23 protein-coding genes and 1 other RNA gene are annotated in these 24,837 nt (G+C 41.4%); 11 read left to right on the forward strand and 13 right to left on the reverse strand.

Features of this window, described 5'->3' with window-relative positions:
* Positions 1 to 4: 4 nt before the first annotated feature.
* The 4 genes from rsmE to metK all read right to left on the reverse strand — a co-directional run bounded on the left by rsmE (position 5) and on the right by metK (position 3,667).
* Positions 5 to 736, reverse strand: coding sequence for a 16S rRNA (uracil(1498)-N(3))-methyltransferase (gene rsmE / locus IUZ65_RS02075; RefSeq protein WP_195702147.1), 732 nt, complete (start codon positions 734 to 736; stop codon positions 5 to 7).
* Between the two features lie 118 nt (positions 737 to 854).
* A complete protein-coding gene (locus IUZ65_RS02080; protein WP_195702148.1) occupies positions 855 to 1,355 on the reverse strand; it encodes a SprT family zinc-dependent metalloprotease in 501 nt (166 codons plus the stop codon).
* A 59-nt stretch (positions 1,356 to 1,414) separates the two neighbouring features.
* Positions 1,415 to 2,209, reverse strand: coding sequence for a DUF2189 domain-containing protein (locus tag IUZ65_RS02085; protein WP_195702149.1), 795 nt, complete (start codon positions 2,207 to 2,209; stop codon positions 1,415 to 1,417).
* Between the two features lie 300 nt (positions 2,210 to 2,509).
* Positions 2,510 to 3,667 carry a methionine adenosyltransferase gene (gene metK / locus IUZ65_RS02090; protein ID WP_195702150.1) on the reverse strand — a complete coding sequence of 386 codons (1,158 nt, stop codon included), beginning with the start codon at positions 3,665 to 3,667 and terminating at the stop codon, positions 2,510 to 2,512.
* Positions 3,668 to 4,031: 364 nt separating this feature from the next.
* Here metK and tkt point away from each other — a divergent pair, with 364 nt between their 5' ends.
* From tkt to mscS, 5 genes are all read left to right on the forward strand, one after another.
* Entirely contained in the window at positions 4,032 to 6,041 is a 2,010-nt protein-coding gene (tkt, locus tag IUZ65_RS02095) for a transketolase (protein WP_195702151.1), read from the forward strand.
* Positions 6,042 to 6,157: 116 nt separating this feature from the next.
* Positions 6,158 to 7,186: an erythrose-4-phosphate dehydrogenase gene (gene epd / locus IUZ65_RS02100; protein WP_195702152.1), complete on the forward strand. Its 1,029-nt coding sequence runs from the start codon at positions 6,158 to 6,160 to the stop codon at positions 7,184 to 7,186.
* 133 nt (positions 7,187 to 7,319) lie between these two features.
* A complete protein-coding gene (locus IUZ65_RS02105; RefSeq protein WP_195702153.1) occupies positions 7,320 to 8,483 on the forward strand; it encodes a phosphoglycerate kinase in 1,164 nt (387 codons plus the stop codon).
* A 143-nt stretch (positions 8,484 to 8,626) separates the two neighbouring features.
* Positions 8,627 to 9,703: a class II fructose-bisphosphate aldolase gene (fbaA, locus tag IUZ65_RS02110; RefSeq protein ID WP_195702154.1), complete on the forward strand. Its 1,077-nt coding sequence runs from the start codon at positions 8,627 to 8,629 to the stop codon at positions 9,701 to 9,703.
* Between the two features lie 341 nt (positions 9,704 to 10,044).
* Positions 10,045 to 10,905 carry a small-conductance mechanosensitive channel MscS gene (gene mscS / locus IUZ65_RS02115; RefSeq protein ID WP_195702155.1) on the forward strand — a complete coding sequence of 287 codons (861 nt, stop codon included), beginning with the start codon at positions 10,045 to 10,047 and terminating at the stop codon, positions 10,903 to 10,905.
* Between the two features lie 135 nt (positions 10,906 to 11,040).
* On the opposite strand, the gene IUZ65_RS02120 is transcribed toward mscS, so the two are convergent.
* On the reverse strand, positions 11,041 to 11,667 hold the full coding sequence (locus tag IUZ65_RS02120; protein WP_195702156.1) for a LysE/ArgO family amino acid transporter: 627 nt from the start codon (positions 11,665 to 11,667) through the stop codon (positions 11,041 to 11,043).
* A gap of 116 nt (positions 11,668 to 11,783) precedes the next feature.
* On the opposite strand from IUZ65_RS02120, the gene IUZ65_RS02125 reads away from it, so the two are divergent.
* A complete protein-coding gene (locus tag IUZ65_RS02125; protein ID WP_195702157.1) occupies positions 11,784 to 12,686 on the forward strand; it encodes a LysR family transcriptional regulator ArgP in 903 nt (300 codons plus the stop codon).
* A gap of 76 nt (positions 12,687 to 12,762) precedes the next feature.
* Positions 12,763 to 13,458 (forward strand): oxidative stress defense protein, encoded by a 696-nt coding sequence (locus IUZ65_RS02130; RefSeq protein WP_195702158.1) that lies wholly within the window; start codon positions 12,763 to 12,765, stop codon positions 13,456 to 13,458.
* A 178-nt stretch (positions 13,459 to 13,636) separates the two neighbouring features.
* Here IUZ65_RS02130 and serA read toward each other — a convergent pair whose 3' ends face one another.
* The 5 genes from serA to zapA all read right to left on the reverse strand — a co-directional run bounded on the left by serA (position 13,637) and on the right by zapA (position 16,955).
* A complete protein-coding gene (serA, locus tag IUZ65_RS02135; protein WP_195702159.1) occupies positions 13,637 to 14,866 on the reverse strand; it encodes a phosphoglycerate dehydrogenase in 1,230 nt (409 codons plus the stop codon).
* A 218-nt stretch (positions 14,867 to 15,084) separates the two neighbouring features.
* Complete coding sequence (rpiA, locus tag IUZ65_RS02140) at positions 15,085 to 15,741, reverse strand: ribose-5-phosphate isomerase RpiA (RefSeq protein ID WP_195702160.1); 657 nt, start codon at positions 15,739 to 15,741, stop codon at positions 15,085 to 15,087.
* Between the two features lie 80 nt (positions 15,742 to 15,821).
* The gene (locus IUZ65_RS02145) at positions 15,822 to 16,427 is read right to left on the reverse strand and encodes a 5-formyltetrahydrofolate cyclo-ligase (RefSeq protein WP_195702161.1); all 606 of its coding nucleotides are present in this window, start codon (positions 16,425 to 16,427) and stop codon (positions 15,822 to 15,824) included.
* A gap of 2 nt (positions 16,428 to 16,429) precedes the next feature.
* A non-coding RNA gene (gene ssrS / locus IUZ65_RS02150) (6S RNA) lies at positions 16,430 to 16,615 on the reverse strand.
* 43 nt (positions 16,616 to 16,658) lie between these two features.
* On the reverse strand, positions 16,659 to 16,955 hold the full coding sequence (zapA, locus tag IUZ65_RS02155) for a cell division protein ZapA (protein WP_195702162.1): 297 nt from the start codon (positions 16,953 to 16,955) through the stop codon (positions 16,659 to 16,661).
* 262 nt (positions 16,956 to 17,217) lie between these two features.
* Between zapA and IUZ65_RS02160 the strand changes: the two genes are divergently transcribed.
* Genes IUZ65_RS02160 through IUZ65_RS02170 form a run of 3 tightly spaced genes read left to right on the forward strand, consistent with a single transcriptional unit; the run spans position 17,218 to position 20,213 of the window.
* Positions 17,218 to 17,790, forward strand: a complete 573-nt coding sequence (locus IUZ65_RS02160) for a YecA/YgfB family protein (RefSeq protein WP_195702163.1) — start codon at positions 17,218 to 17,220, stop codon at positions 17,788 to 17,790.
* A gap of 14 nt (positions 17,791 to 17,804) precedes the next feature.
* Complete coding sequence (gene ubiH / locus IUZ65_RS02165) at positions 17,805 to 18,980, forward strand: 2-octaprenyl-6-methoxyphenyl hydroxylase (protein ID WP_195702164.1); 1,176 nt, start codon at positions 17,805 to 17,807, stop codon at positions 18,978 to 18,980.
* Between the two features lie 3 nt (positions 18,981 to 18,983).
* Entirely contained in the window at positions 18,984 to 20,213 is a 1,230-nt protein-coding gene (locus IUZ65_RS02170) for an FAD-dependent 2-octaprenylphenol hydroxylase (RefSeq protein WP_195702165.1), read from the forward strand.
* Positions 20,214 to 20,338: 125 nt separating this feature from the next.
* Here IUZ65_RS02170 and IUZ65_RS02175 read toward each other — a convergent pair whose 3' ends face one another.
* Both IUZ65_RS02175 and ygfZ read right to left on the reverse strand, forming a co-directional pair.
* Positions 20,339 to 20,545, reverse strand: coding sequence for a DUF1107 domain-containing protein (locus tag IUZ65_RS02175; RefSeq protein WP_195702166.1), 207 nt, complete (start codon positions 20,543 to 20,545; stop codon positions 20,339 to 20,341).
* Between the two features lie 763 nt (positions 20,546 to 21,308).
* Positions 21,309 to 22,274 carry a tRNA-modifying protein YgfZ gene (gene ygfZ / locus IUZ65_RS02180; RefSeq protein WP_195702167.1) on the reverse strand — a complete coding sequence of 322 codons (966 nt, stop codon included), beginning with the start codon at positions 22,272 to 22,274 and terminating at the stop codon, positions 21,309 to 21,311.
* Positions 22,275 to 22,450: 176 nt separating this feature from the next.
* On the opposite strand from ygfZ, the gene IUZ65_RS02185 reads away from it, so the two are divergent.
* Positions 22,451 to 22,711 (forward strand): FAD assembly factor SdhE, encoded by a 261-nt coding sequence (locus tag IUZ65_RS02185; RefSeq protein ID WP_195702168.1) that lies wholly within the window; start codon positions 22,451 to 22,453, stop codon positions 22,709 to 22,711.
* A 424-nt stretch (positions 22,712 to 23,135) separates the two neighbouring features.
* Here the strand turns inward: IUZ65_RS02185 and nadB are convergent, their stop codons facing one another.
* A complete protein-coding gene (gene nadB, locus IUZ65_RS02190; RefSeq protein WP_195702169.1) occupies positions 23,136 to 24,749 on the reverse strand; it encodes an L-aspartate oxidase in 1,614 nt (537 codons plus the stop codon).
* Between the last annotated feature and the right edge of the window lie 88 nt (positions 24,750 to 24,837).

A 24,837-nucleotide genomic window follows, 5' to 3' on the forward strand; every position in this document is an offset into this window, starting at 1 on the left:
CAGATTAGCCAAGATCACCGAAGCGGACCTGTAATGCGGTAATTGCCGTTAGTGCAGCCGTTTCTGTTCTTAATACTCGCGGGCCTAACAGCGTTTCTTCAAATTTATATGATTCCGTCATGGCGATCTCTTCTGCAGATAGGCCGCCTTCAGGACCAATAAGTAATCTAACTTTTTTAATGGGTTCAGGTAGTGTGTTGATAGAGTATTTTGCCCTAGGATGAAGGTTTAATTTAAGCGCATTGTCTTCTTCTCCACACCACTCTTCTAATTGCATGATAGGTCTAATTGTGGGAATACAATTTCTTCCGCTCTGTTCACATGCTGCGATTGCTATTTTTTGCCACTGATAAAGTTTTTTTTCAAACCTTTTGGTATCCAATTTTACACCGCATCTTTCGGAAATTAGCGGAGTGATTGTATTAACGCCGAGCTCGACAGATTTCTGGATTGTAAATTCCATCTTGTCGCCACGGGAGACAACCTGACCTAGGTGAATATCTAACGGTGACTCAATACTACATTCCACTCTTGCCAGGGCTTCTACAAGAACCGACTTTTTCGTGACTTCTGTAATGGTTGCAGGAAACTGTGCGCCTGTACCGTCAAATAAGAGTACCTCTTGGCCTGGTTTCATTCTTAGTACGCGGCCAACATGGCCAGCTGCATCTTCACCTAAAGAGATAATGCCAAGATTGTCTATGATTTCTGGATGGTAAATTCTAGGTACGCGCATTGCTGGTGGTCCTGAGGTTTATTTTCTGTTGATAACATGGATGCATTTTGCTGAAAAAACAAGGGTATTACGTTAGGTTGTTTATCCTAAGTTATTCCAGTTTGCTCTAATAACCTGACTAGGTTAATTGAATGCCTGTGTAAACGAGTTTTTGTTTGCACTCTCTGCAGCTGTATTGTGCGTTGCCATTTTGTGCCTTGTTATGGCGACGAATAGTGAGTGGGTAACAGTTGCATTGACATTGATATTCAAATGTCTTTCCTTGAACCGAGGTGATTTCAAAGTTGTGTGTGGTTTTTGCACGCAATAGAAATACACGTTCCATCATCATCTTCCACTCTTTCCCATGAGGCTTCACACGGCCAAATCGCTGGAAAGTGATTAAATGTGCTAATTCGTGTGGGATGACTTCTTGCAAGAACGGCTCTCTATTTTCACTAAAAAGAATCGGATTAAGACGAATTTCCCAGCCTTGTAGATAAGCCTTTCCGGCGGCCTTTCCTCTAAGTTTAAAGTTGATATCAGGGATCGGAAATGATTGGCCAAAATATTGATTCGCAGTGGCAACATGATGACACAATGCTTTTTTTGCTTGATAAGTAAGCTCTATATTGCCCAAAGAAAACTCCTAAAAAAAACGCCTCAGTATTATCTGAGGCGCTGATTATAAGGTGAATTCTATTTTCTTACTATGGTTTCGCGATAAGCATGCCATGTACCATACCCAAGTATTGGAATGACCGCTAGCATTCCGACGCCGTAGGTCGCAAAGCCAATTAGGGTACCAATACAGATCATTATCGCCCAGACAATCATTGCCGATAGGTTTTCTTTTACAGCATTGAAACTTGTAAACACGGCAGTCATCATGTCTACACGCCTTTCCATCATTAACGGGATAGAGAAAGCAGAAATACTGAAAATCAACCCAGCAACCACTAACCCGATAACGGCGTTAGTAAGAAGAAAAGGAATGAAGTCAGCTAACGGTGCGCTTTCAACTTGTGGGTAAAAAACATGCACAAGAGCGGCAATTCTCATCCAAAAAATTAGAGTAACAGTGAGCAATACCGCGAATGCCCATTGAGAAGTAGAGTTTCTATTGATCGCTTTTATAGATTTAAGAAGATTAGCTTGATGACCTTTCTCGCGCTGCCAACTCGCGTCATACAGTCCAAGCGCTAAAAATGGACCTATTAGCATAAATACGATAAGACTAGGTAACACAATAAGGTGTGATCCTTGCCACTGAGTTAATTGAACTACCGCGATCGCGGCGGCCATAAAGCAAAGCCCATAAAAAAAACTGATGGTTGGTAGTAGGAAAAAATCCTTAATACCCAATCTCACCCAACGAAAGGGCGCGGAAGCATCGATCTTATTGCAAGCAATCGTTCGTGCGTAGTCATGATCAGGAACATGATGTTGTTTAGATTCTTTTTTATGTAGTTTATCTGGCACAATTGTAGCCATGTGGCCTCCCTAGAAGAGATTAACAACTTGATGACCAATTCCAACAAATAGAGGTTCATTAAATCTAACGACGATGAACCTCTATTTACAAAAATTGAAGGGATGAAAACGTAATAACAAAAGTGCATTCGATAATGAGATTGCAACTCAGTATTATTTTCATCTAGGTTAAGTCTAGTCCAATTTTGGGGAGAGGAAAGTGAAGCGTTAAACGAATGAATTTTAGGGAAAAAATAACGAAGCCCTCTATAATTGAGGGCTTCGTGTTATATTTTAAGCGTTTTTTTAACAGAATAAACGTTAATACTTTAGCCCAGCAAAATCGCGTAGAACGTCGACTTTATCTGTCGCTTCCCAAGGGAATTCTTCACGGCCAAAGTGGCCGTAAGCTGCCGTTTTCTTATAGATTGGTTGAAGAAGGTCGAGCATTTCTTGTAGGCCATATGGACGAAGATCGAAGAACTGACGAATGGCTTTGATGATGACGTCGTGGGACACTTTTTCGGTTCCGAATGTCTCGACCATAATCGATGTTGGATCAGCAATACCAATGGCATAAGAAAGTTGAATCTCACAGCGATCTGCAAAACCAGCGGCAACAATATTTTTAGCAACATAACGAGCGGCGTAAGCTGCACTGCGATCCACCTTTGATGGATCTTTGCCAGAAAATGCTCCGCCACCGTGACGAGCTGCACCGCCATAAGTATCCACAATAATCTTACGACCAGTAAGACCACAGTCACCCATTGGGCCGCCAATAACAAAACGACCCGTTGGATTAATAAAGAAGCTAGTCTCTTTACTTAGCCATTCAGAAGGAAGTACTGGCTTGATAATCTCTTCCATCACTGCTTCGCGCAGATCCGGTGTAGAAATAGTATCGCTGTGTTGAGTTGAAAGAACAACGGCATCAATACCTACAATCTTGCCTTGATCGTATTGGAAAGTGACCTGACTTTTAGCATCTGGGCGCAGCCAATCTAGCGTCCCATTTTTACGAACCTCTGCTTGTTTTTGAACAAGTAGATGAGAATAGGTAATAGGTGCAGGCATTAATACTGCGGTTTCGTTTGTTGCATAACCAAACATGATGCCTTGGTCGCCAGCACCTTGCTCTTTTGGATCCGCTTTATCAACGCCTTGGTTGATGTCTGGAGATTGCTTACCGATGGTATTCAGTACTGCACAAGAGTCCGCATCGAAACCCATATCTGAATGAACGTAGCCAATTTCACGAACGGTCTGACGAGTGATCTCTTCAATATCTACCCATGCAGATGTGGTTACTTCACCACCAACCATGACCATGCCAGTTTTTACATAGGTTTCACAAGCAACACGTGCTTTAGGATCTTGCTCAAGGATGGCATCAAGAACAGCATCTGAAATTTGGTCTGCGATTTTATCTGGATGGCCTTCTGAAACAGATTCAGAAGTAAATAGATGTTTAGCCATAGTAGACAGCTCCGTATTAAAACGTTAAAAAAGATGCCATGTAGCACCTCTAAAAAATAAGAAAATGAATTGTGCAAAAAATACGCTTGAGTAGGCGTTTTTACATCTAGACGTCTATTTTAGTATTTGAAGCTAGAAATACAAGTTTTTTTTGAACTGGATCATAGAGTACGTGAATACAAATTTAAGTAGATGAGATGACTTTCATCAAAAAGTGTTAGATATTCGCTAATAATTGGCGAGGAAATCGATTGCAGTCCTAATTTCGCTCTGAGAGAATATAGCGCCGCTATTAATTAACTGTGTTTAGGTTAACTAGCGTTCACCTTAATCAATGAATTCGTGTATCTACTCAGGAGCAGACATGCCTTCTCAACTACCTTCTCAGCAAGAGCTAGCAAATGCAATCCGTGCCCTTAGCATGGACGGTGTTCAAAAAGCCAACTCAGGTCACCCTGGCGCACCTATGGGTATGGCTGATATCGCCGAAGTACTTTGGCGTGGTCACCTAAACCATAACCCACAAAACCCAGAGTGGGCTGACCGAGATCGTTTTATATTGTCTAACGGCCACGGCTCTATGCTGATTTACTCTCTGCTTCACCTTTCAGGTTACGAGCTTTCTATTGACGACTTGAAAAACTTCCGTCAGCTACACTCGAAAACACCAGGTCACCCAGAATATGGCTATGCACCAGGCATTGAAACCACGACGGGTCCTCTTGGTCAGGGTATCACTAACGCCGTGGGTATGGCATTAGCTGAAAAAGCATTGGCCGCTCAGTTTAACCAAGAAGGTCACGACGTTGTTGACCACAACACTTATGTGTTTATGGGCGATGGCTGTTTGATGGAAGGTATCTCTCACGAGGCGTGTTCTCTTGCGGGTACTTTAGGCCTTGGTAAGCTTGTTGCATTTTGGGATGACAATGGCATCTCAATCGATGGCGAAGTAGACGGTTGGTTTACAGACGACACACCGAAACGTTTTGAAGCGTACGGCTGGCATGTTATCCCTGCGGTAGATGGTCACGATGCAGCGGCTATCAATGCAGCGATTGAAGCGGCGAAAGCAGAAACGGGTAAACCTACTCTTATCTGTACTAAAACAGTGATCGGTTTTGGTTCTCCTAACAAATCAGGTACTCACGACTGTCACGGCGCACCACTAGGCGCAGACGAAATTGTTGCAACACGTAAAGCGTTAGGCTGGGAGCACGGTCCTTTTGAAATTCCATCGGAAATCTATGCGCAATGGTCTGCAAAAGAAGCAGGCGCAGCTAAGGAAGCAACGTGGAACGAGAAATTTGCAGCTTATGAAGCAGCATATCCAGAGCTTGCAGCAGAATTCAAACGCCGCGTAAACGGTGAGCTACCAGCAGAATGGGAAGCAAAAACGTCTCAAATCATTGCAGACCTTCAAGCTAACCCAGCGAATATCGCTTCACGCAAAGCGTCTCAAAATGCATTAGAAGCGTTTGGTGCGATGCTACCTGAATTTATGGGTGGCTCGGCTGACCTTGCGCCTTCAAACCTCACCATGTGGTCTGGCTCTAAGTCAATCACACCGGAAGATGCATCGGGTAACTACATCCATTACGGTGTGCGTGAATTCGGTATGACGGCTATCATGAATGGCTTAGCCCTTCACGGTGGTTTTGTTCCTTACGGCGCGACCTTCCTGATGTTTATGGAATACGCACGTAATGCCTTACGCATGGCTGCACTGATGAAAGTGCAGAATATCCAGGTTTATACGCATGACTCCATTGGTTTGGGTGAAGATGGGCCAACGCACCAACCGGTTGAGCAGGTTTCTTCTCTACGTTTGACACCAAACATGAGCACATGGCGCCCTTGTGACCAAGTTGAATCCGCCGTGGCTTGGAAATTCGCTATTGAGCGTAAAGACGGCCCAACATCGCTTATCTTCTCTCGCCAAAACCTAGCACAGCAAGAGCGCGACGCGTCTCAAGTTGCTGACATTGCTAAGGGTGGCTACATATTGAAGGATTGTGATGGTAAGCCTGAGCTTATCCTTATTGCCACTGGCTCAGAAATTGAGCTTGTCGTTGCAGCCGCCGCGCAACTGACAGCCGAAGGCAAAAAGGTACGCGTTGTCTCTATGCCTGCAACGGATGTATTTGATAAGCAAGACGCCGCTTACCGTGAAGCCGTTCTACCTGCTGACGTAAGAGCCCGTGTTGCTGTTGAAGCGGGTATTGCTGATTTCTGGTACAAGTACGTTGGTTTTGACGGTCGTATTATCGGAATGACCACCTTTGGTGAGTCGGCTCCAGCGGGTGAACTCTTCAAGATGTTCGGCTTTACTGTCGAGAACGTGGTTAAAGCCGCGAATGAAGTGCTCGCGTAACCGTACGAGCCATCGCGAAATAAAACCGAGCAGATTGCTCGGTTTTTTTCTGCATGCGATTTATCTCTATATCCAGTATTATCCTTGTTCAAACAAAAAGGATGAGATTTCAGTCGATGCTAAGAATAGCAATTAATGGCTTCGGCCGGATAGGTCGTAATGTGCTGCGTGCGCTTTATGAAAGTGGTAAAAATAACCAGATTCAAGTTGTTGCCGTAAATGAGTTGGCACAACCGGATGCGATGGCGCATCTTCTTCAATACGACACTAGCCATGGACGTTTTGGTAAAAAAGTATCTAACGACCAAGAACACCTTTTTATCCATCATCAGAATGGTGAGTTCGATTCGGTTAGAATTCTTCATTTAGCGGATATTGAGCTACTGCCGTGGAGAGATCTGCAAGTTGATGTTGTTTTAGACTGCACGGGTGTATATGGAAATAGAGACGATGGGCTTAAACATATTGCTGCGGGCTCAAAAAAGGTACTGTTTTCTCATCCAGGAGCAAACGATCTAGACAATACCATCATCTATGGTGTTAACCATAAAACACTTCTGGATAAGCATAATATTGTGTCAAATGGATCCTGTACAACTAACTGTATCGTACCGATAATCAAGGTATTAGATGATGCATTTGGAATCGACTCTGGCACCATCACGACAATTCATTCATCGATGAATGATCAACAAGTTATTGATGCTTATCATCCGGATCTGAGAAGGTCTCGCTCTGCTAGTCAGTCAATTATTCCTGTGGATACGAAACTTCATAAAGGAATCGAAAGAATATTTCCGAAATTTTCCAACAAATTTGAAGCAATTTCGGTGCGAGTGCCCACTGTAAATGTGACGGCAATGGATTTAAGCGTCACAATTAACACAAAAGTGAAAGTTAATGACGTAAATCAAACCATCATAGAGGCATCTCAGTGTACATTACGTCACATTGTTGACTATACTGAGAAGCCTTTAGTTTCGATCGACTTCAATCACGATTCACACAGTGCAATCGTGGATGGTTCGCAAACTAGAGTGAGTGATGGTCGTCTAGTGAAAATGCTAGTTTGGTGTGACAACGAATGGGGTTTCGCCAATAGAATGCTAGACACAACTATTGCAATGCTGTCATGTAAAAAGTAGCTTAAATAATTTATTTGCCCATTGAAATAAATGAAATCTACCCCCACATGACATAGCAGTTAAAGAATTTCTATGCTTGGTATATGCCGAGCTAAATAAACTTTCTTAAATTTATAAATCGAGAGGACAAACAATGTCTGTAATCAAGATGACTGACCTGGATCTAGCAGGTAAACGTGTATTTATTCGTGCTGATCTAAACGTGCCAGTAAAAAACGGTAAAGTAACTTCTGATGCACGTATTCTAGCATCACTTCCTACTATCAAGATGTGCCTAGAAGCTGGCGCCAAAGTAATGGTTACTTCACATTTAGGTCGTCCTACAGAAGGCGAATATGCTGAAGAGTTCTCTCTAGCACCTGTAGTTAACTATTTAAATGATGCACTTGATTGTGAAGTAAAACTTGCAAAAGATTACTTAAACGGTCTAGAACTAAACACGGGTGAGCTTGTTGTTCTTGAAAACGTTCGCTTTAATAAAGGCGAAAAGAAGAATGAAGAAGCGCTTTCTAAGAAGTATGCGGCGCTTTGTGATGTATTTGTAATGGATGCGTTTGGTACTGCTCACCGAGCTCAAGCTTCAACTCACGGTGTTGGAACTAACGCACCAATTGCTTGTGCAGGCCCTCTTCTTGCTGCAGAACTTGAAGCACTAGGCAAAGCGATGGACAATCCAGCGCGTCCTCTTGTTGCTATTGTTGGTGGTTCTAAGGTTTCAACTAAACTAACCGTTCTTAAGTCACTCTCTAAAATTGCCGACCAGCTTGTTGTTGGTGGTGGTATTGCGAATACATTTATCGCAGCTGAAGGTCACAATGTAGGTAAGTCTTTATACGAGGCAGACCTAGTTGAAACCGCTAAGATATTGATGAAAGAATGTGCAATCCCTGTAGCAACTGATGTTGCTTGTGCAAAAGCATTTGATGAAAATGCGGAAGCGGTAATCAAGCATGTTTCTGAGGTTCAAGATGACGACATGATTTTTGACCTTGGCCCAGAATCTACTGCGGTTCTTGCTGAAATTATCAGCAACGCTAAAACCATTCTTTGGAATGGCCCTGTTGGTGTATTTGAATTCAAAAACTTTGAAGCAGGCACCGCTGGCATCTCTAAAGCCATTGCTGATTCAGAAGGTTTCTCTGTCGCTGGTGGTGGTGATACTCTTGCGGCTATCGACAAATTCGGTATTAAAGCAGATGTTTCTTACATCTCAACAGGTGGCGGTGCATTCCTTGAGTTTGTTGAAGGCAAAGTACTTCCTGCTGTAGCAATGCTAGAAGAACGTGCTAAAGCATAATGATTTATGGAGGCGGGAATATACTCTCGCCTTTGTGTTTGCTGATGCTGGCTATTTATTGTTAGAATGCCTGCGCGTTATGAGCAAACGATTGCAAATTTTTAAGAATTTAATTTAAAACGACAGAAAATAGGACTCATTCCATGTCTAAGATCTTCGATTTCGTAAAACCAGGTGTTATCTCTGGAGCAGACGTACAAAAAGTATTTGAAGTTGCAAAAGAAAACAACTTCGCACTTCCTGCAGTTAACTGTATTGGTACTGATTCTGTAAACGCAGTATTAGAAGCAGCAGCTAAAGCTAAAGCTCCTGTTATCGTTCAGTTCTCTAACGGTGGTGCTGCATTCTTCGCTGGTAAAGGTGTTAAGCTAGAAGGTCAAGGTGCTGCGGTTCTAGGCGCTGTAGCGGGTGCTAAATATGTACACGCTGTTGCCGCTACTTACGGTGTTCCAGTTATTCTGCATACTGACCACGCAGCTAAGAAGCTTCTTCCTTGGATTGACGGAATGCTAGACGCAGGTGAAGAGTTCTTCGCTCAAACGGGTAAGCCTCTATTTTCTTCACACATGATCGATCTTTCTGAAGAGTCTCTTGAAGAAAACATTGAAATTTGTGGTCAATATCTTGCTCGCATGGCGAAAATGGGTATGACTCTAGAGATTGAACTAGGTTGTACTGGTGGTGAAGAAGATGGCGTAGATAACTCTGATATGGACGCGTCTGAGCTTTACACTTCTCCTGAAGATGTTGCATATTCATATGAGAAGTTGAATGCTATCAGCCCTAACTTCACTATCGCGGCATCTTTCGGTAACGTACACGGTGTTTACCAAGCTGGTAACGTTGTACTTACTCCAACTATTTTACGTGACTCTCAAGCTTACTGTACTGAGAAATTTGGTCTTGCACCAAATGCACTTAACTTCGTATTCCACGGTGGTTCTGGCTCTTCTGAAGAAGAGATTCAAGAGTCTATCGGTTATGGTGTTATCAAAATGAACATCGATACTGATACTCAGTGGGCATGTTGGGATGGTATCCGTCAGTACGAAGCTGCTAATCGCGATTTCTTGCAAGGTCAAATCGGTAACCCAACTGGTGAGTCAGCACCTAACAAGAAACATTACGATCCACGCGTATGGTTACGTGCTGCTCAAGTTTCTATGGTTACGCGCCTTGAAAAAGCGTTCTCTGATCTTAATGCTGTAGACGTATTATAATTCGTTTAAATCGTTAAATAGTAAAAACCGCTCGATTGAGCGGTTTTTTTGTGCTTAAATTTCACAACTGCATAACAATAAACAACATTAGTAGTGAAAATGTCGTTATTCTTAATTTAGAGTCTGGATCTTTTCTTGGTGGTTGCGTTATCGTCTACCGAACAAGAAACGTGTCTCTTTATGAACGATAAAACAACAGCATGCTAATGCAATATAAATTAATTTTATGTAATTTTGTTTTGAGCTGACTAAAGCGGTATAAATCACGACGTCTTTGCTATGGGAATAAAATTCTTATAGCCGTAAAGGACGTTGTATAACTAATGTTTAAGGATGGAAAAATGGCGAGTGAAGACACGGTAGTTGCAGGTGTAACGGAGAGTCTCTCAATGGCAGAGACGTGGCTTACCGATAACTCAGAACTATTGATTCAATACGGCGTAAATATCCTCTCTGCTGTGCTGATTCTTTTTATTGGTAACTTGATTGTAAAAGGTATAGCAAACACGGTCGCCAAGGCTTTAAATAAGAAAAACTTGGACAAAGCGGTTGTTGATTTTGTCCATGCATTAGTTCGTTATCTTTTGTTTGTCATTGTATTGATTGCTGCGTTAGGTCGCCTTGGTGTTCAAACCGCCTCTGTGGTTGCGGTTATTGGTGCTGCAGGTTTAGCCGTTGGTCTAGCCTTACAAGGATCGCTTTCTAATTTTGCCGCGGGTGTCCTTATTGTTGCGTTTCGTCCATTTAAGTCGGGTGACTATGTTGAAATCGGTGGTGTAGCTGGCTCTGTTCAATCTATTCAAATATTTCAAACGGTATTAACCACACCTGATAATAAAATGGTTGTTGTTCCTAATGGTAGTGTGATTGGTGGGGCAATTGTTAACTATTCGCATCATGATACTCGCCGTATTGATCATGTTATCGGTGTATCATATTCTGCAGATCTTCAGAAAACTAAAGAAGTAATTACTCGAATCCTTGAAGCTGATGAACGTATTTTAAAAGAGCCGGGAATCACAGTTGGTGTCGTTGCTCTTGCTGATTCATCGGTTAACTTTGTTGCTCGCCCTTGGTGCAGCACTGCGGACTACTGGGCCGTTTATTTTGATACCCTTCAAGCTATAAAAGAAGGCTTGGATAAAGAAGGCATTGAGATACCATTCCCACAGATGGATGTGCATCTAAACAAAGAGGGTTAAGTTACAATCCTCTCATTATAAAAGGCCCCTTAATTGGGGCTTTTTTTTGGACAAAAATTGAGTGTTATTTTTTGTATTTAGAAAGGGTTACTTCCAAGACTAAAAAATCATTAATTGAATTGTAAATTTTGTCCGTTATAGATGTTGAATGATAAGTCCTTTGGCAAGAGAAGCCGCAATCAGAAACATAATTAGAGCGACACCTATATCGATACTTGCTTTGACCTTGGGTTTTGACAGTGTTGGCGCGAGCTTAGATGCCGCAATTGATAAGGCAAAAAACCAAACAAATGAAGCGGTCATGGTGCCAATAGCGAAAGATAACCTATCACTCCCTTCAAATTGACCTCCAATGGAACCGAGGACAACAACGGTATCCAAATAGACATGTGGGTTGAGTAGAGATACAGCGAACACACTTAGAATTACGCTGCGTCGACTTTTGGTAATGGTATTGATATTGAGATTTTCAGTTTGAGATTGAAAGGCACTTTTTAGAGATAAGTAACCGTAAAAAGTAAGAAAAGCAATACCACCAATAGTTACCGTGCTTAATAGAAGTTCGTTTTGAGACAAAATGGCACCGCCACCAAAAACACCAAGTGAAATTAATAATGCATCTATCAAGCTGCACAACGTAGCGGCGGTTAAGTGATGATTCTTTTTTATCCCTTGATTTAAAATATAAGCGTTCTGCGCACCAATGGGGATGATCATGCTCGCTCCCAACCCAAAACCTTGAAATAAAATCCAAAAATTCACACCTGTACCTTAATGTTGTTTAGAAGTTGAATACAGCATAATGAATGCACTAACATAAATAAATTTAATAATATTAATATATAATAAGCAAAGCTAATGACTGCAAAGGAATAACAATGAGAGGTTTGGATTACCGATGGATAGAAACGCTAGATGCGGTGGTGGACTATCGCAGTTTTGAGAAAGCAGCAAAAAAATTGTGCATTTCTCAATCGGCTGTTTCTCAAAGAATTAAGCAGTTGGAGAAGTGGTCTTCACAACCAGTCTTGGTAAGAGAGCAACCACCGAGAGCAACGCTTGTAGGTCAAAAACTTTTAGGGCTTTATCGTAGGGTTTCTTTGTTGGAACAAGATCTCCTACCGGATCTAAACAGCAGCGATAGTGATCTACCCATCGATGTGTCAATAGCGACGAATGCAGACAGTTTAGCCACTTGGCTGTTGCCAAGCCTTGCTCCGATTCTTTTGGAGTCCAAATTAGCGCTTAACTTCATTGTTGATGATGAAAACAGAACGTTAGAGAAACTAAGGACAGGAGAAGTAGTGGGAGCAATATGTATAGAAAACAATTCAATACCTGGTTGCGTAGCCGATTTCTTAGGGGTTTCAGAGTATATATGTGTAGCAAGCCCGGACTTTTGCCAACGTTATTTCTCTGACGGTGTTACCAGAGAATCCTTAATGAAGGCGCCAGCTGTTGTATTTAATCAATACGACCATATGCATGAGCAATTTATTCAAAAAAACTTCTCTTTGTCGATCACAAGTGTGGTTAAACATACAGTAAGAAGTTCAGAAGCGTTTGTTAATTTGACCACCTTAGGAGTGGCGTATTCATTGATTCCTAAACTGCAAATTAGTGATGAACTTAAAAAAGGGAGCTTAGTTAATATTGTTCCTGAGCTTAGTATCTCTAACCCGTTATATTGGCATCACTGGCAACTGGAAAGCGGTGTGCTTAAGCAGCTTTCTAACGCAATTATCCAATACGCAAAAGAAAAGCTGCCACAACAGAAATAAATCTAACGTTTTGATGACGTAAATGAAATTTTAATCGTTAACATATCATTCTCAAATAGTAATTAAGGTTATTGGAATGAAAAGAATCCTTACGTCAGTTATCGTTATTTTATCGCTCTACAGCATACCTTCTTGGGCTGAGAACTGGAATTTTCCTCATATAGAAACATCTGGTTATGGTGAAGTGATTGTCAAACCTGATATGGCTGAGTTTACGGTAAGAGTGGAAGAGTCAACGCTTACTGCAGAAGATGCAAAGAAAAGAGTGGATGACGTCGTAACCGCTTTCATAGCAAGACTAACCAATGCCGGGGTATCTAGAGATGACATCTCAGCGACGAATATTCATCTGTCTCCCAAATATAGTTACCCAAAATCAGGAAAATCAGAGCTTGTCGGGTATCAAGCATCGAGAAGCATGACGGTTGTTGTGACGCAGTTAGAGCATTTGAATACCTATATTGATGGGGCGTTAGGTGATGGCATCAATCGTATAGACACTATTCAGTTGAAAGTAACCGAACACAAAAAATATCAAGAACTAGCCAGGGACGAAGCCATTAAAGATGCCAACGAGAAAGCGCAATCTTTGGCGAAAGGGTTCGGAATGGATCTCGATGGTATTTGGAAAATATCGTACAACAATTCATATGCACCACCGATTATGATGAAAACAATGGATAGCCGAAGCGAGTCATCTCCTGCCGGATATGACGATTCTGCTTTAGTCATTAAAGATAGAGTATCGGTGATATACAAATTGGCAGACTAAACGACAAGTATTAGCATTTTTGAGATCATCTAGTGTCTTGTTTAGAAATAGATATGGGCAAAAATAAAACGTTGAAAGGACGCGGGGCTCATATCCAGAATATGACCTCACTTGCAGTGACAAGATATAAAAAACAACAAAAAAGACATCTTCAGATGCCTTTTTTGTTGTAATACGATTAGTGGAGTAGACGAGCTCTAATCGTGCCTTCAATCTCTTTCAGTTTTACAAGAGCTTCTTGCGAACGGCTTGCTTCTACATCAATAACCACGTAGCCCATATCAGAGTTTGTTTGTAGGTACTGACCCGCAATGTTAATGCCTTCCTCAGCAAAGATGGTATTTATCTGGGTCAGGATGCCTGGACGGTTCTCGTGGATATGGAGTAATCGAGATGCCTCTTTATGGATTGGTAAAGATACCTCAGGAAAGTTCACTGAAGAAAGCGTTGAGCCATTATCAGAATATTTAGCAAGTTTACCCGCTACTTCAATGCCGATATTCTCTTGTGCCTCTTGAGTCGATCCCCCGACATGAGGTGTTAAGATAACATTGTCAAACTTCATCAATGGTGATTCAAACGGATCTGCATTTGTTTTTGGTTCTGTTGGGAATACATCAATCGCGGCGCCACCAAGATGACCTGATTCAAGTGCCTCACAAAGCGCTGGTATATCCACGACCGTTCCGCGAGCGGCGTTAATAAAGATGGCGCCAGGTTTCATGCGTGAGAACTCTTCAGCACCCATCATATTTTTAGTACCATCAGTTTCAGGTACGTGAAGTGAAATAACATCACATTTATTAAGCAGTTCGCTCATGGTATGAACTTGCGTTGCGTTACCTAACGATAACTTGTTTTCTATATCGTAAAAATAGACGCGCATGCCCAAGTTTTCAGCAATAATGCCGAGTTGGGTACCGATATGTCCGTATCCGATGATGCCAAGTCTTTTGCCGCGAGCTTCGTATGAAGCATCGGCTGATTTTTTCCATATCCCACGGTGTGCTAGAGCATTTTTTTCTGGGATACCTCTTAACATGAGAAGAACTTGACCTAATACCAACTCAGCTACGCTGCGCGTATTGGAGAATGGGGCGTTGAATACTGGAATGCCACGTTTTGCTGCGGACTTCAGATTTACTTGGTTTGTCCCAATACAGAAGCAACCAACGGCAACGAGCTTGTTTGCTGCTTTGAATACTTCGTCTGTTAAATTTGTTCGGGATCGGATACCAATAAAATGTACATCTTTTACCGCTTCTAGCAATTCGTCATCAGATAAAGAGCCTTTGTGGTATGCAATATTGGTATAACCAGCAGACTCTAAAACCTCTACAGTTGAAGGGTGTAGACCTTCTAACAGCAGTATTTTAATCTTATCTTTTTCCAGTGATACTTTAGCCATTAATTCTCGTCCTTAAAATGGGGGATGTTTCGTCGGCACAAATTATAGTAATCAATGTATAACCTTTGTCTGACTTATTTGCCAAACGATGCTGCTGTACATTTTCTGACTCCTAAATTATCAAAAAAAGTGACAAAAGGGTAAGAATATTACGGAATAATTAATAAAAAACGGCGCATAAATGCACCGTTTGTAGTCAAATTACGGAATTCTATTATTTACTCTTCGATTTTTGCACCATTTGGTGTACCAGTAATGACAACATCAGCACCGCGATGAGCAAATAGACCAACGGTAACAACACCTGGCAAAGCATTAATTTGATCTTCTAGTTGCTTTGGATTGATAATTTTTAAGCCATACACGTCAATGATAATGTTTCCGTTGTCCGTTACCACGCCTTCGCGATACGCAGGATCACCACCTAATTTAACTAGCTCGCGCCCAATGAATGAACGAGCCATTGGAATAACTTCTACAGGTAGGGGAAACTCGCCCATGACATCAACTGCCTTGCTGCCATCGACGATACAGATGAATTTGTCTGAAAGCGCGGCAACAATTTTTTCACGTGTCAGTGCTGCTCCACCGCCTTTGATCATCTCTTTTGCGGGGTTGATTTCATCTGCACCATCAACATACACATCTAGCTTATCGATTTCGTTACAATCAAAGACTTCGATTCCCAGTGCCTTCAGTTTCTCTGTTGAGTCTATAGAGCTAGATACCGCCCCTTTGATGTCATCTTTCATGGTTCCAAGTGCATCAATGAAGTGTTTAACTGTTGAGCCTGTACCAACTCCAACAATGCTTCCTGCTTCAACATACTTGAGTGCAGCCCAGCCAGCTTCCTTCTTCATTTCATCTTGTGTCATGATGTTCTCCAGAACGTATAATTTAATAGTAAGGGTATGATAGTCTCGATAATGCGTGCGGGATTATAGCGACTAATTGACTAATTTCCCAATGGAGACCGTGACCACTGCCAAACTTTACTTGGTGTAATAATGATAGGTAGTGGGACATCCCAATTTTCATTTGGTAACTTGTCAACTTGTTGGCAGTCGTGAGCAATGCCAATTGGAGTTGCGCCTCGTCCGGTTTTAAACCATTGTTCCAACGTTCTATCGTAATAGCCTCCCCCCATACCTAATCGGTTCCCAGTCACATCGAAAGCAACAAGTGGCGTAAATATAATATCGAGTTGAGCGATAGGAATAAGTTTGGTTTGGTCGAGCTTAGGTTCTTTTATATTGAATTTGTTTTCAATCATTGGCGTGTCTACATCGTAACGCAAAAAGAGCAGATGACCTTTAGCAAAAGGGTGTAAGACTGGTAGGTAAACGTTTTTGCCTTTTTGCCAGAAATATTCGATGGTGGGGTGCGTATCGAGTTCGCCATCAACAGTAAGATAGACGGCGATGTTTTCTGCTTCTTGCAGTCGCGGTAGTTGTTTTATCTTCGACAGCGCATCGTTAGCCGCTATGGTTTGATCAAGAGAAGAAATATGATTTCTCTTTTGCCTGATCTCTTTACGTATTGATAAACGTAAGTCTTGCATGAGGATACCCCAGAGTGCCGTTGAGGATTAATGGCCCTTGAACCAGCTGGTTCAAGGCGGATCAGCAATGGTTACCGTAGGCTTCTCGATACGAGTCGAGCTTGCGCAATAGTAATCAAGTACTAACCCTTGGGTATTGCTTATCGGCTCAGGGACTTAAATCCTGCTGACAAACACCCCAGGGTAAAACAGTTTAATACGATCCTAGACAAATAGTCTACTTAGTAAAATCTATTTGGGTAAATTAAGCGCTTCATCTAATGAAGCACTGAGCTGTTCAATGCGTTTTGAAATTTGATCTTGATTGGTATCTTTTTTATTCTGCACTTGTTGCAATTCATAGCAAACATTGAGGGCTGCGATAGTGAGCAATTTTTCCGTATTGGACACTTTAGTTCGCTCTGTCATTTCTTTTAATCGATTATCAAGATCTTGCGCAGCTTCACGCAAAGACTCTTCTTGTCCTGGAGGACAATTAACTCGAGTTAACTTACCCAATATTTCAATTTCAACCGCATGATTACTCATAGTGAACTAACTCTTATCACGTATATACCCAAGTCACCTACGCTATAAAGTCACTTGGGTATATATTTGTGCTATAGCCGAACAAGCACTATAGAAAATGCCATGTGAAGATTCAAGTATTTCACACTATTACTAGTAAAATGGCGAAGTGACAACACAGTAATTCAACAATGTGACCAAAAGGTAATCAAATTTTCTTTCAGTTTTCGCTAACAAGTGGAAATGCTAGAATGTGTTATCTTTAGTAAAAATGCGAGCAATCATGAGCAAAACAACACTTCCAGATTATGTAACTATAGCATCTGGACTTCAGGCATCTAGCCTTTCTGTTACCCCAGCAGAATTACACGGGTTATTAGTTGGAATGTTAAGTGGTGGGTTGTCTATTTCAGACAAAAGTTGGCAACCACTGATTTTTGATTATACCAATGATGGGATGGGGTGGCCGGACAGAGCATTAAAGTATGCGGAGTCCGTGTTATCTCTAAGTATCGAGGAGCTAACAGGCACAGATATGGAACTGTTTATGCTACTTCCTGATGATGATGCCGATTTGATGGAAATGGCGGATGCGTTGTCTGAGTGGGTTAACCATTTTATTTCTGGCCTTGGTTTGGTCAATGAGGCTCTGAGAAAGGCGCCTAAAGACATAAAAGAAGCCCTTACTGATTTAGAAGAGATCAGTAAGTTAGGCATAGATGAAGATGACGATTTAATAGAGCAAGCTGATTTACTAGAGCAAGTTATCGAGCATGTAAAAGCGTGCGTACTTACTATCCATGCAGAGTTTGGTAAAAAGCTGCCTCAAGATAAAGTGAATACAACGATACATTAAGGCGATACCACGAAATGAAAACATACGACGTTGTAATTGCTGGCGGGGCGATGGCGGGATCTACTCTGGCTTTGGCTCTTAGCAATGTATCGAAAGGCGTTCTTTCCATTGCGGTTGTTGAACCTTACCCGATGGAAAAAGAAAATCATCCTGGGTTTGACTCACGGTCTATTGCTTTGTCGTATGGTACTAAGTTGATCTTAGAAGGGTTTAAGCTTTGGCCTAAAATCAGCCCACTTACGACTGAAATCAAATACATCCATGTTTCTGATCGTGGACATGCAGGAATTACAGAGATAACAAAAGACGAGCGTAATACGCCGGCGTTGGGTTATGTTGTAGAACTGGCTAATATCGGTTCTCTCTATAGTGAACTTATTTCAAAATCAGATAATATCGACTATATATGCCCAGACTCTGTAGAGCGAATTTCAAGGCATGCGGATAATAATAAAATTATACTCAGCAGTGGCAAAGAGATTAAATGTAAACTTCTTGTTGCTGCAGATGGTGCCGACTCAATATGCAGTCATATATTGGGCCACAGCAACCGCGAGTTTGATTTTGATCAGGTCGCCGTTATTGCCAATGTAGAGATATCGGAACATCACAATGGAAGAGCGTTTGAGCGTTTTACACCAAGTGGTCCACTCGCATTATTACCTATGTCTAAAAATCGAATGTCCGTTGTGTGGTGCTTGAAACCTGCAGAAGCTGAAAAAATGGTCGGTCTATCAGACCAAGCATTCATAGAAGAGTTACAACAAGCTTTTGGATGGCGGTTAGGTAAAATAATTAAAACTGGAGTGACGGCTAGTTATCCATTGATCTTAAAACAAAAAGATCAAATAGTGTCTCACCGCTTTGCTACTGTTGGAAATGCAGCACAGTTGCTTCACCCTATGGCAGGTCAAGGGTTTAACCTTGGCATTCGTGATATTGCAAGTCTAGTCGAAAATATTGATGGTCAAATAGATGCGGGGGATTATTCAGTATTGAGTGGGTACAGGAAATGTCGGGAACAAGATCGTTCTCGCACGATAGCTTTAATTACTGGTATGGTACAAATATTCTCTAATGATTGGTTGTCTCTGCGTGTAGGGCGAAACCTTGGATTAATGGCGATGGACAATATCCCTTTATTAAAAATGCCTCTGTTGCGAAGAACAATGGGTTTGGTGAAAAGGTAAATTATGATGCAGAGTGTAGACATTGCGATAATTGGCGGAGGAATGGTCGGATTAACCCTTGCCGCTGCTCTAAAAGATACCGATTTGCGAATAGCGGTTATTGAAGGTTATGAACCGGAAAGAACATTAAATATTTTGGCTGACGTTAGAGTTTCAGCCTTAAGCCGTGCAAGTGAGCAAATATTAAAAAATGTAGGGGTTTGGTCTGGTATAGAACAAAGAAGAACATCCCCTTATTGCGCAATGGAAGTTTGGGAGCAAGATAGTTTTGCGTGTATAGAATTTGATTCTACACACCTTGGTCAGCCCAATTTAGGACATATTGTAGAAAATAGGGTCATTCAGCTCGCTTTGCTTGACCAAATAGTAAGCCAAGAAAATGTGTCGCTTTTCATGCCAGCTAAATGTAATTCGCTTGTCATGGGTGAAAGTGAAGCGTGGTTAACGTTAGATAGTGGCGAGTCGTTAACCGCGAAATTGGTTGTTGGTGCTGATGGTGCAAACTCTTGGGTTAGACAACAGGCTGATATTCCGTTGACGCATTGGGATTATGGACACAGCGCCTTAGTTGCTAATATTCAGACTTCTGAAGATCATAAAAAAGTCGCAAGACAAGTATTTACCCCTCTTGGACCCTTAGCTTTCTTACCTTTATCTGATACGAATATGAGCTCGATTGTGTGGTCAACAGAACCGAATAGGACTCAGCAATTACTTACTATGTCAGACATCGAATTTAATAAGCATCTCAGTGCAGAGTTTGATATGCGACTGGGTAAGTGCAAACTGATTGGCGAGAGACAAGCCTTTCCTTTGAAAATGAGATACGCCCGAGATTTTGTTATAGATCGAATCGCCTTGGTTGGTGATGCTGCACATACTATTCACCCACTGGCTGGGCAAGGCGTGAACTTAGGCCTGTTGGATGCAGCTTCTCTTGCTCAAGAAGTCATTCGTTTGTGGAATGCAGGTGAAGATATAGGTAAACGCAGTAACCTACGTACATACGAGCGTTGGCGTAAAGCTGAAGCGGCAAAAGTAATTGCGGCCATGCAAGGGTTCAAAGATCTATTTGAGGGCGAAAATCCAGCTAAAAAGTTAATTCGAGGACTTGGAATGACACTGGCTAGTCGCTTACCAGGTGCAAAAGATGAAGTAATGAAACGAGCTTTAGGGTTAAAAGGAAACTTACCTGACCTAGCAAAACAACAAAATATATCGCAGCAAGTTTAAACCTTATAACAAGTTGTTCTATAAACTAAAAAGTTTGGCAGGTGCCAAACTTTTTAGTTTTGTAATTAGTTTAATAGTCAGTATATTATTAAATAATTATGCGTCTGAATAGATTGAGAATCTCATTATGCGTAAGCACATCGCAGCCTCATAATTTCTTGGTTTATTTCTTTTACTGTTTGGAAATGACGCTTTTCTGCCTTTTCAGGAATGATTAATTTCCCATTATCAAATTCAAATCTGCCTATCCCGTAGATGTATATTCTTCCCTTAAAAAGTCGACTTATATGTTTCGCTATCATACTTGGTGTATAGCGCTTAAATAGCCTCATATTTTATCCTTGTTATATACCGTACGATGTAGATTATACCTTGAGGTATGTGAACATATTGTGATTGAAATGGTGGAATCCCGTCACGATGTGGACTAAATTGGGTTTTTGTGCTGATTAAGTCAAAATCGAAGCATTTATGCTATCTGGTAGTGATGTGTGCCTCAAAATAAAACATTAATTAGCAATTGATGAAATACTCAAAATACGCTATTGATGGAATTTTATACAAACTACGATGAGCACTTTAAAAGAATAGACCATTTTCTGTTTTTTGTAACAAAAGAGGGTGCTAAGAGATAAAAAAAACCCGCCAAAAATGGCGGGCGAATAGTCATAGATGCATTACACAAAAGTGGATGTAACTGACTCAATCAGTGGATTCACTTTACCTGCTCTTAGATGTTAACGGAGTATAAAAGCAGGGAAAGGGAGCATATAGGAGGTATGTATTAATAAGTATATATATTCATTAATCGGAATAAAAATTCATGATTAATATCGGCTTATTATACATTTGTTCCATTTATTTGTCCCCTGTTACAGAAATTCTTAAATTTGATAACGCTAATTTCTAACACTATCGGATAGTTGGGGGAGGGAATTCAGATTTTATCGAGGATGTGGAATGTAACTTCGGTCATGTTGCTTTCGTTGTTCATTGCTATTTTTTGCATATTCAGTGCGATTTGTTAGGGAGTCGTGAGGCAACATTCGATATGTTACCTCCTCCTCGGTTCTAAATTCACTGTGATTTTTTACATTATTCTTCAATAGTATATGGGAGGTTCTCTATCTGCCAGTTAGTGTCGGGTTGACTGGTTAGTCTTAATGTTGTTTCTTTATCTAGGTTGTTCGGAAGAATAATCAAGCCAATAGTGATGCCGTCGGCATATCTATAATGCGCAAATAATGCCCCTACACTGCGCCAGTTTTCACCAACGCTTCTTTCTAGTTCTAATGGTAAATCAAATGTCGATTCAAGGTGGCCTTTAACTATCGCCATCGCCCTTTTGTTCGTCCCTCTATACTTTGCTCTTGCGACGGTTTCTTGGCCTGTATAACAACCTTTGCTAAAGCTGATACCATTGATAGCTTGTAAATTAAATGCCTGAGGGATTTGAGTGTTTTGGGTCGCCTCTATGATTCTTGGTATCCCTTTTTCAATATCAAATTTGTCCCAGATATCTTCTTCTGCGAAAAATGCACTGTGTAAGCTATCTAAAATTGCTTCGACTGCATCACAATTCAAAACTAGGAGCCATCGATTATTCTCAATTTTAACGGCGCTTCCACCGTCTATCGCTCGTACGTTGCCACGAGTTGAGCTTAAGTTGTCTATGACGTTATCCGCATTGCTACCAAGTAGACCAATAGTAATATCAGAACTGATATCAAGTTCTACTTTGGAAAAAACAGAATATTTCTTTATTTCTTTCAAAGAGGTTTCAATCGTTGAGGAGTGATGAAAAAGCGCGTAACCATCTTTGTTCTGAAAACAACGGAAGATACTAAATACTTTGCCTTTCGCGTCACAATGAGCAGCTAGCGTCGATTCTTGGGGGGTGAGAGTCGCTAGATCACAGGTAAGTTGGCCTTGTAGGTATGACTCTTTGTCGTCTCCCGTGACCGATATTAAATTCCATGATTTAAGATCGGTCACCACTAATTCTGGTATATGGTCAGTTGAATTTAGTTCGAGCTTTGTGAATCGGTTTTGCCATTTCATAATAGTATCGCCTTGGCTATTTCATTCTTAGAAGAGGTATCTTATTGCCATAATGTTAATCTGCTTACATTTTTTTGTCAGCTATCCTTTCATTATTGTTTATACCTATCGGATTAGCGTTATCATGTCGAGGTGGTTGTAATATTCAGTATATAGGACTAATCAGAGGTAGTTAGATGTATAAACGAGAAGATAAAGCACGTATTAAATGGGCATGTCGAAGGGGCATGCTAGAACTCGATGTTGTCATCATGCCGTTTTATGATGAGTGCTTTGATTCACTTTCTGAAGATGAGAAGCATGATTTTGTTGCTCTTTTAGAATGCGATGATCCCGACCTTTTTAATTGGGTGATGCAGCACGGAAGAAGTGATGATGAAAAACTAGCTAATATGATTGATAAAATTGTTGCGCATAACAGAAGCAAACTACGCTAATAATAGCTTAGTTAATCTGTACTTACGCCCTTCAAAAATGGCTCATCTCATCCAAATTAGTCTTTTAATTTTTATGATATGGGCTGTGCTACTTTCCACTCTACCCACAGTGGTCTCCTTGTATTTGATTGTTCCTATTGTTCGGCTGATTATTGTTGGTGACTTCTCTTCGAATACTGGAAGGTTAGAAATTTATTCGTCTGGTGAATTGAAGTTGAACAATCATCGAAGTAGGTGCAGAAGTGTTTTTATTTTGTATAAGCCAATTATGGTTCAGATCACCACGCTTGAAGGGACCAAAATTAATATTTGGTGTGATGCATGTATTGAGAAAGATTATCGTCAGTTCCTCGTGATGCTCCGCTCTATCATTGCAAAGAAAAGGGAGTGATAACCATTACTCCCTTTTGCTTCGCAATTAATCTTAAGATTCTTCTCCAGGGACTAATATCGTTGGTCCAGAACCTTCAATAAGCTCAGGGTAGTCGAGCGTATAATGCAGTCCGCGACTCTCCTTACGCTTCATTGCACAGCGTACCATTAACTCCGCTACTTGGAGCAGGTTACGCATTTCCAATAGGTTATTAGATACCCTGAAATTACTATAATAATCATGTGTTTCTTGTTGAAGCATTTGAATTCGTCTCATCGCGCGCTCCAAACGCTTATCGGTACGAACAATGCCCATATAATCCCACATAAACAGTCTTAACTCATGCCAGTTATGTTGAATGACTACCTCTTCATCCGAATTATTTACCTGGCTTTCATCCCAAGCCGGTACTTTTGGAGGTAGCTCGGCATCATCGAGCTTTGTCAGTATATCCTTTGCCGCAGACCATGCATAAACCACACACTCTAAAAGGGAGTTGGATGCCATACGGTTCGCACCATGTAATCCTGTGTAACTCACCTCTCCAATCGCGTATAGGTGGTTTAGGTCGCTTTGACCTTGTTGATTCACCATTACACCACCACAGGTATAGTGTGCTGCGGGTACAATTGGAATAGGTTCCTTAGTCATATCAATGCCAAGGTCCTGAAGGCGCATATGAATGGTTGGGAAATGTTTTTCAATAAACTCATCGGGTTTGTGACTAATATCTAGATACATACAATCCGCCCCCAATCGTTTCATTTCGAAATCTATCGCTCTCGCCACTACATCACGAGGAGCGAGTTCTTCTCTTTTATCAAAGTCAGGCATAAATCGAGAACCATCAGGGCGAAGCAGGTACGCTCCTTCACCTCTTAAAGCCTCGGTAAGTAAAAAATTACGCGCTTCAGGGTGAAATAGACAAGTAGGGTGGAATTGATTGAACTCCATATTCGCAACTCGACACCCCGCACGCCATGCCATTGCAATACCATCACCAGACGATACATCAGGATTTGAGGTGTACTGATAAACCTTAGACGCGCCACCAGTTGCTAAAACAACAAATTTGGCTCGAATAGTTTCAACGTGTTCATCGTTACGGTTCCATATGTAAGCACCGATGATTTTTTTCTTGTCGCCGCCAACTTTATCTTCAGTAATGAGATCAAGTGCGTTGTATCTTTCAAAAATAGAAATATTGGGATGGTTATGCGCATTATCTTGTAAAGAGGTTTGCATCGCCATTCCGGTTGCATCAGCCGCATGTAAGATACGACGATGGCTGTGGCCACCTTCTCGTGTTAAGTGGTAGCGTGGCTTTTCTTCGGAATAGTCTTCTTCTCTATCGAATGGCACACCACCATCGATAAGCCACTGCACACATTTTTTGCCGTTTTTGGCAATAAATTCCACGGTTTCTTTTTCACAAAGATCGGCTCCTGCTATGAGCGTATCTTCTACGTGAGACTCAATACTATCGGATTCATCAAATACAGCAGCAATCCCTCCCTGCGCATAAAAAGTCGACCCTTCACTTCTAGGCCCCTTACTTAATACAACGACTTTTGCATTTTTAGCAATACGCAGCGCTAGAGTTAGGCCAGCCGCTCCGCTACCAATAACTAATACGTCACATTGATGATCTCGATTTGTGTCCATAAATCTTTTTTCCCGTTTAGAGCACGAAACTACGCAGTCTTATATTACTTGAGTTACGCCAATGATTATGTGGCTAAAAGGCGTTGCC

Origin of the sequence: Vibrio sp. VB16, assembly GCF_015594925.2 — a bacterium.
Taxonomy (GTDB): domain Bacteria; phylum Pseudomonadota; class Gammaproteobacteria; order Enterobacterales; family Vibrionaceae; genus Vibrio.

Coding starts and splice junctions, on each gene's coding strand:
- rsmE (WP_195702147.1), bottom strand. CDS start 736: ATGCGCGTACCTAGAATTTACCATCCAGAAATCATAGACAATCTTGGC.
- IUZ65_RS02085 (WP_195702149.1), bottom strand. CDS start 2,209: ATGGCTACAATTGTGCCAGATAAACTACATAAAAAAGAATCTAAACAA.
- metK (WP_195702150.1), bottom strand. CDS start 3,667: ATGGCTAAACATCTATTTACTTCTGAATCTGTTTCAGAAGGCCATCCA.
- tkt (WP_195702151.1), top strand. CDS start 4,032: ATGCCTTCTCAACTACCTTCTCAGCAAGAGCTAGCAAATGCAATCCGT.
- epd (WP_195702152.1), top strand. CDS start 6,158: ATGCTAAGAATAGCAATTAATGGCTTCGGCCGGATAGGTCGTAATGTG.
- IUZ65_RS02105 (WP_195702153.1), top strand. CDS start 7,320: ATGTCTGTAATCAAGATGACTGACCTGGATCTAGCAGGTAAACGTGTA.
- fbaA (WP_195702154.1), top strand. CDS start 8,627: ATGTCTAAGATCTTCGATTTCGTAAAACCAGGTGTTATCTCTGGAGCA.
- mscS (WP_195702155.1), top strand. CDS start 10,045: ATGGCGAGTGAAGACACGGTAGTTGCAGGTGTAACGGAGAGTCTCTCA.
- IUZ65_RS02125 (WP_195702157.1), top strand. CDS start 11,784: ATGAGAGGTTTGGATTACCGATGGATAGAAACGCTAGATGCGGTGGTG.
- IUZ65_RS02130 (WP_195702158.1), top strand. CDS start 12,763: ATGAAAAGAATCCTTACGTCAGTTATCGTTATTTTATCGCTCTACAGC.
- serA (WP_195702159.1), bottom strand. CDS start 14,866: ATGGCTAAAGTATCACTGGAAAAAGATAAGATTAAAATACTGCTGTTA.
- rpiA (WP_195702160.1), bottom strand. CDS start 15,741: ATGACACAAGATGAAATGAAGAAGGAAGCTGGCTGGGCTGCACTCAAG.
- IUZ65_RS02145 (WP_195702161.1), bottom strand. CDS start 16,427: ATGCAAGACTTACGTTTATCAATACGTAAAGAGATCAGGCAAAAGAGA.
- zapA (WP_195702162.1), bottom strand. CDS start 16,955: ATGAGTAATCATGCGGTTGAAATTGAAATATTGGGTAAGTTAACTCGA.
- IUZ65_RS02160 (WP_195702163.1), top strand. CDS start 17,218: ATGAGCAAAACAACACTTCCAGATTATGTAACTATAGCATCTGGACTT.
- ubiH (WP_195702164.1), top strand. CDS start 17,805: ATGAAAACATACGACGTTGTAATTGCTGGCGGGGCGATGGCGGGATCT.
- IUZ65_RS02170 (WP_195702165.1), top strand. CDS start 18,984: ATGATGCAGAGTGTAGACATTGCGATAATTGGCGGAGGAATGGTCGGA.
- IUZ65_RS02175 (WP_195702166.1), bottom strand. CDS start 20,545: ATGAGGCTATTTAAGCGCTATACACCAAGTATGATAGCGAAACATATA.
- ygfZ (WP_195702167.1), bottom strand. CDS start 22,274: ATGAAATGGCAAAACCGATTCACAAAGCTCGAACTAAATTCAACTGAC.
- IUZ65_RS02185 (WP_195702168.1), top strand. CDS start 22,451: ATGTATAAACGAGAAGATAAAGCACGTATTAAATGGGCATGTCGAAGG.
- nadB (WP_195702169.1), bottom strand. CDS start 24,749: ATGGACACAAATCGAGATCATCAATGTGACGTATTAGTTATTGGTAGC.